This window comes from Roseobacter sp. (assembly GCF_024639605.1).
Taxonomy (GTDB): domain Bacteria; phylum Pseudomonadota; class Alphaproteobacteria; order Rhodobacterales; family Rhodobacteraceae; genus Roseobacter.
The window spans coordinates 1-5,901 of sequence record NZ_JAHEHZ010000177.1; the positions used below are offsets into that span (position 1 = coordinate 1).

The window sequence follows — 5,901 nt, forward strand, 5'->3', positions numbered from 1 at the left end:
CATTCAGGTTTTTGCCACCGTCACCCTGCCCCTGATCATGCCAGGTGTACTTGCGGGCGCGATCCTTGCCTTTGCCAAGGCGATGGGGGAATTCGGCGCAACCATCACCTTTGTGTCCAACATCCCCGGCCAGACGCAGACGGTGCCCTCGGCCATCTACGCATTTCTTCAGGTCCCGGGGGGTGAGACGTCCGCACTGCGTCTCGTTGTTGTTTCAGTTGTCATCGCCATGGGTGCGCTGCTGGCCTCCGAGTTTATGGCCCGCCGGGTCGCGCGCCGCGTCGGGGGCACATGATGCTGAGCGTGGTTCTCAAACACCGGTTCGGCGATTTCACACTGGACGTGTCCTTCGAGGCGCCCCCGGGGATCACCGTACTCTTTGGCCGGTCCGGCAGCGGCAAGACCAGCATTGCCAATGCGGTCGCGGGCCTTTTGCAGCCCGGTGAGGGACGCATCACCCTTGCAGGCCGGGTTCTCACGGATACCGCAAATGGCATCCGGGTGCCGCCACACAAGCGCCGGGTCGGATATATTTTTCAGGACGGGCGGCTCTTTCCCCATCTCAGCGTGGCGCAGAACCTGCGCTATGGCCAGCGGTTCGCTCCAAAAAATGCGCACCGGGCCGATCCTGATCATGTGATCGGCCTGCTCGGCATCGGCCATCTTATGAACCGGCGTCCGGCATCGTTATCGGGAGGTGAAAAGCAGCGGGTGGCGATCGGGCGTGCGCTGCTGGCAGGGCCAGACATCATTCTGGCCGATGAGCCGCTTGCGGCGCTCGACGCGGAACGAAAGTCGGAAATTCTGCCCTATTTCGAGAGATTGCGGGACGAAATGCCTGTGCCTGTGCTCTATGTCAGCCATGACATTCCGGAGATGAGCCGTCTTGCGAGCACGGTCATTGCCCTGAAAGACGGACGTGTCGCAGGACAGGGGCCGGCTGACGAAATCCTGAGCGATGCGACCGCGACACCGCTTGGGGTGCGCGCGGCCGGCAGCCTGATCAGCGCCCGGGTCGTGACCCATCACCCTGACGGGCTGAGCGAGCTTGAGGCCGACGGGATTACGCTTCTGTTGCCGCGCGTGCCCGGCAACCCCGGCAGCCGCGTGCGGGTGCGCATCGACGCGCAGGATGTGATGCTCAGCCTGAACGAGCCGGCAGGGATCTCAGCGCTGAACGTGCTGCCGGCGACCCTGACTGCCATGCGCCAGGGTGACGGGCCGGGTGTGATTGCGCAGCTTGATGCGGGCGGCACGGTGCTGCTGGCGCGGATCACCCGGCGTTCAGCCGAGGCGCTCAACCTGCAACCGGGCCTGAAGGTTTTTGCAGTGATAAAAGCCGTGTCAGTGCCGCGCGACGCGGTAGCATCGGATCCGGCGCAGAAAGAATAAGACCTTACTCCGCTCTGCACGACGCCCTCGCAGGCCTCTGACTGCGATAAATTTCCGGCGGTTTCGGAACAAAGTCGCGTCGGCGTTCATTGAGTTCCGAACATGTTTGCAAGGTGCGATGCATTCGTTGGGGCGGAAGCAGACGCGAACAAGGTCCGCACCGCTAAGAGACGGGGATAATATGAACAACGGGTTTTCCGCAGCGACGGGATCAGACACGCACGTGCTGACTCCGGATGATGACAGAGCCCTGGACGCCATCGCGACCGGCGAACATGGCGATCCGTTTTCAGTTCTGGGTCCGCACCAGGTCGGAGATGGTTGGGTTCTGCGCAGTTTTGTGCCCGGCGCGGAGAAGGTTGACCTGTTAGATGACACCGGCAAGCGACATCCTATGGTCCTGGTCCACGACGCTGGCATCTTTGCGCTGCGGCTCGCTGCGCGTCCGGCGCTTTACCACCTTTCCGCACGCCGGGGTGACGACACCTGGGAGGCGACTGATCCCTGGCAATTCGGTCCGCTGATGGGGGAACTGGACGAACATCTGATCTCCGAAGGCGCGCACCTGACCCTGTGGCGCACGCTTGGTGCCCACCCCTGCGAGATGTCCGGCGTGGCGGGAACCCGCTTTGCGGTCTGGGCACCTGGCGCGCGGCGTGTTTCGGTCATTGGCGATTTCAACGACTGGGACGGGCGGCGGCACCCGATGCGCAGACGCGGCGCCACCGGCGTCTGGGAGCTGTTCATCCCGGGGACAGGCCCCGGCGCACGCTACAAGTATGAGATCGCGCCCGCCGGCGAAGGCCTGCCACATCCCAAAGCTGACCCGGTCGGTTTTTCCGCGGATCTGCGGCCGGACAATGCCTCCGTGGTACAGGCGCTGGACTCATACCCATGGGCGGACGGTGACTGGCGGCGCGCGCGTGCGGCACGGCAGACAACGCAGAGTCCGGTGTCGATCTATGAGGTGCACGCGGGCAGCTGGCGACGTCTCAACGACGGTAGCTGGCTCAGCTACCGCGAGCTGGCTGAGACCCTTGTGCCCTATGTCCGAGACCTGGGATTTACCCATATCGAACTTCTGCCGGTCTCCGAGCACCCGTTTGACGGTTCCTGGGGCTATCAGCCGACAGGTCTTTACGCACCCACCAGCCGGTTTGGTACGCCTGACGACTTCCGCGCCTTTGTCGATGCCTGCCATGCTGCGGATCTGGGTCTCATCCTTGACTGGGTGCCCGCGCATTTCCCCGATGATCCGCACGGGCTGGCGCAGTTCGACGGTACGGCGCTTTATGAACACGCCGACCCGAAAGAAGGATATCATCCGGACTGGAATACCTGGATTTACAATCTGGGTCGCGCCGAAGTCAGCAACTTTCTTCTGGCCAATGCACTTTACTGGGCGCAGGAACACCACATCGACGGACTGCGGGTCGATGCCGTGGCGTCAATGCTTTACCGCGACTACAGCCGGGCGGATGGCGAATGGATCCCCAACAAACACGGTGGCCGGGAAAACCTTGAATCAATTGAGTTTCTCCAAAAGCTGAACACTACCGTTTACGGCCATGACCCTTCGCTGATGGTGATCGCAGAGGAATCCACTGCCTGGCCCGGGGTCACCAGACCGGTGCATGACGGGGGCCTTGGTTTCGGGTTCAAATGGAACATGGGCTGGATGCATGACGCTCTGGAGTACATGAAAACCGATCCGCTCTTCCGGTCGCATCACCATGACCAGATGGGGTTTTCGCTGCACTATGCCTTCAGCGAGAATTTCGTGCTGCCGATCAGTCACGACGAGGTGGTGCACGGCAAGGGTTCGATGCTGGGCAAGATGCCCGGAGATGATGCGGCAAAGTTTGCGAACCTGCGGGCCTTTTACAGCTTTATGTGGGCGCATCCCGGCAAGAAGCTGTTGTTCATGGGCCAGGAATTCGGCCAGCGGAGTGAATGGGACGCCGACGGGCAGCTGCCTTGGGACGCGCTGGAAAATGACGCACACAAGGGCGTGCAGCGCATGGTCCGCGAACTCAACCATCTCTACCGGAATACGCCGGCGCTGCACCGGGGCGACTGCACACCCGAAGGCTTTGAATGGATTGACGGTGCTGCAAAAGATGGCAGTGTCTTTGCATGGATACGCAAAAGCGGAGCAGACGACCCTGCGGTACTTGCAGTATTTAACTTTTCCGGTGCAGAACATGCCGAATGGCGGCTGGGCGTGCCTGATGCGGGTCACTGGAGCAGGATATTCAGCTCGGATGCAGCGGACTACGGCGGTTGTGATCGCGGCACCGAAGAGATCATGTCTGACCCGGTCGCGGCACACGGGCGCGCGCATTCCGTGGAACTGAGCCTGCCGCCCCTGTCAGGACAACTGTTTATCCGGGAGAAGTCGGAGTGAACGAAATGAGCAACGCAACCGACGCCGCCGTGCGCCAGCATGAAGCCGCGACCAACGAGCTGGCGGAGTGGCTGGTGGCAACTCAGCAGAGCGGACGACCGGCCTTTGAGGCCTCGCGGGAGATTGCCCGGCGGATGGGCGCTCTGCGGCGCGGCGACCTGTGCGAAGTGGTCTTCTGGGCACCGGAAATTCAGGAACACCGCATTCACGAAAGCGACGTTTTCATTGAAGTTCTTGTGCCCGAGGGCGGCATTGACACCTTGCGGGCGCGCCAGACCGTCGATTTCACGCTGCACAGGATCCCGGTCCGCCAGATTGACGCCTGGTGCGTGGCGGCCATCGAGGGCATGCAGGCCGGCACCCGCGACACCATCGGCAGTTTTTACTCGCTGGTCTGGCGCGATGCGGAACGGGCGTGGCACCGGATCCATGACCCCCTCGCGGCCTCCCTGCCCTTCGGGCCTTTTGCACCGGCTGAATATTATGATCTTGCCGCGATGCAGGATGCCCGCGCGGACAAAGCCTATTATGACGCGCTGCCCGGCGAGGGTGTGCATAAATTCGGGCCGGCAAGCAGCATCCTGCAAATCCATGTGCCCACGGCCACCGCCGGCATGAGTATCGCCGGGCTTACACGGCATATCGAAACACTTGCCGAACGCGTGCGTCAGGGAGCGGAACCGGAACCCGCCGACCGGGTGTTTCTGGGCTATGACGCAGTGCAGCTTCTGCCCGTCGAACCGACGACCGTTTACGAGGAAGGGCCCGCTTTCTGGACCGAGATAGCCGGTGATGACACGCATCTCACGGTGGACATCCGGCGCCCTGACACAACGAACTGGGGCTATGACGTCGTGATCTCTGGCATGGCTGCAATCAACCCCGCGATGCTGGAAACGCACCGGCCTGACGAGCTTGTCGATCTGGCCGCGGCACTGCACAACTTCCCCGGTGCGCCCAAGAAACTGATCTTTGATGTGGTCTACGGGCATTCGGACAATCAGGGCCTCAAAGCGCTCAATCATCACTATTTCGCCGGGCCGAATATGTACGGCCAGAACCTTAATTATCGTCACCCGGTGGTGCGCGCCGTGCTCTTGGAGATGCAGCGCAGAAAAGTTGATTTTGGTGCGGATGGGGTGCGCGTAGATGGCGCGCAGGACTTCAAATGGTGGGATTCAGACAATCAGGAACTACGGCATGACGATGAATTTCTGCAGGAAATGGCCGATATTGAGCAAAACGTGGCAGGGCGTAGCTATCGCCCCTGGTTCATATTTGAAGACGGGCGGCCCTGGCCGGAAGAGGACTGGGAACTGTCTTCAACGTACCGCGCAGTCATAGAGAACCAGCGCGATGATGATGTGTTCCAATGGGGGCCGCTGACCTTCGCGCATAACACGCCGTTTCTTTATACGTTCTGGCTGACCAAATTCTGGCGGATCGAAGAGATCATCCGGCATGGCTCGAACTGGATCTCGGGCTGTGCCAACCATGACACGCTCAGACGCGGCACACAGATCAGCCCAAAGCTCAACATCAACACGCGGCTTGGCGACAGCCGGATGGAAATCCTCGACAAGGCCTATGACAATCCGGCCGCACAGATGCTGACATATGCCGCCTTTCCGGGTGTGCCGATGGACTTTCTGAATGCCATGGCGCGGGCCTCCTGGGGGTTCATCCGCAATCAGGATGATAAATATGGTGTTAAAATCGTTGCTGAAGAAGCGATCAGCCTCGAATGGCAGGTGGACAGCTATACCTATTCAGAACCGGGATATTTTCGCAGGCTCAAGGCGCTCGGATTTGACGACCGTGATGGTCTGGCGCGGTTTTTCCATATACTCGCGCCGCTTGTCGAGGTCACGGAATACGATCTCGATCAGATGGCCGTATTGTTGAACGGTGTCTCCCCGTCGCTTGACGGGCCGACGCCGTTCGATCCCGTGAAGCTCAAGGAGATCGCCCGGGCCTGGATGGATGACATGCATGATTACTGCAATGTTTCCAACTATATGGACCGTCTGGGCGATGCACATACCGATTATACGCTGAAACTGCGAAACTTTCGTGCGGCCCGGCCGTGGCTGCGGGACAAC

The 5,901-nt window shown here is 60.9% G+C and carries 3 protein-coding genes and 1 pseudogene; all 4 read left to right on the forward strand.

Annotation, left to right across the window (positions count from 1 at the left end):
- A pseudogene (locus Q0M35_RS16610) lies at positions 1-295 on the forward strand (molybdate ABC transporter permease subunit); the annotation flags it as partial.
- On the forward strand, positions 292-1,392 hold the full coding sequence (modC, locus tag Q0M35_RS16615; RefSeq protein WP_295317386.1) for a molybdenum ABC transporter ATP-binding protein: 1,101 nt from the start codon (positions 292-294) through the stop codon (positions 1,390-1,392). The pseudogene Q0M35_RS16610 and the gene modC, both read left to right, overlap by 4 nt.
- A 181-nt stretch (positions 1,393-1,573) precedes the next feature.
- Complete coding sequence (gene glgB, locus Q0M35_RS16620) at positions 1,574-3,799, forward strand: 1,4-alpha-glucan branching protein GlgB (protein WP_295317387.1); 2,226 nt, start codon at positions 1,574-1,576, stop codon at positions 3,797-3,799.
- A 5-nt stretch (positions 3,800-3,804) separates the two neighbouring features.
- A partial coding sequence (gene gghA, locus Q0M35_RS16625; RefSeq protein WP_295317388.1) for a glucosylglycerol hydrolase occupies positions 3,805-5,901 on the forward strand: 2,097 nt, incomplete at its 3' end.

What these genes read in the sequence shown, in the direction of transcription:
- modC (WP_295317386.1), top strand. Translation starts at nt 292, where the DNA reads ATGATGCTGAGCGTGGTTCTCAAACACCGGTTCGGCGATTTCACACTG.
- glgB (WP_295317387.1), top strand. Translation starts at nt 1,574, where the DNA reads ATGAACAACGGGTTTTCCGCAGCGACGGGATCAGACACGCACGTGCTG.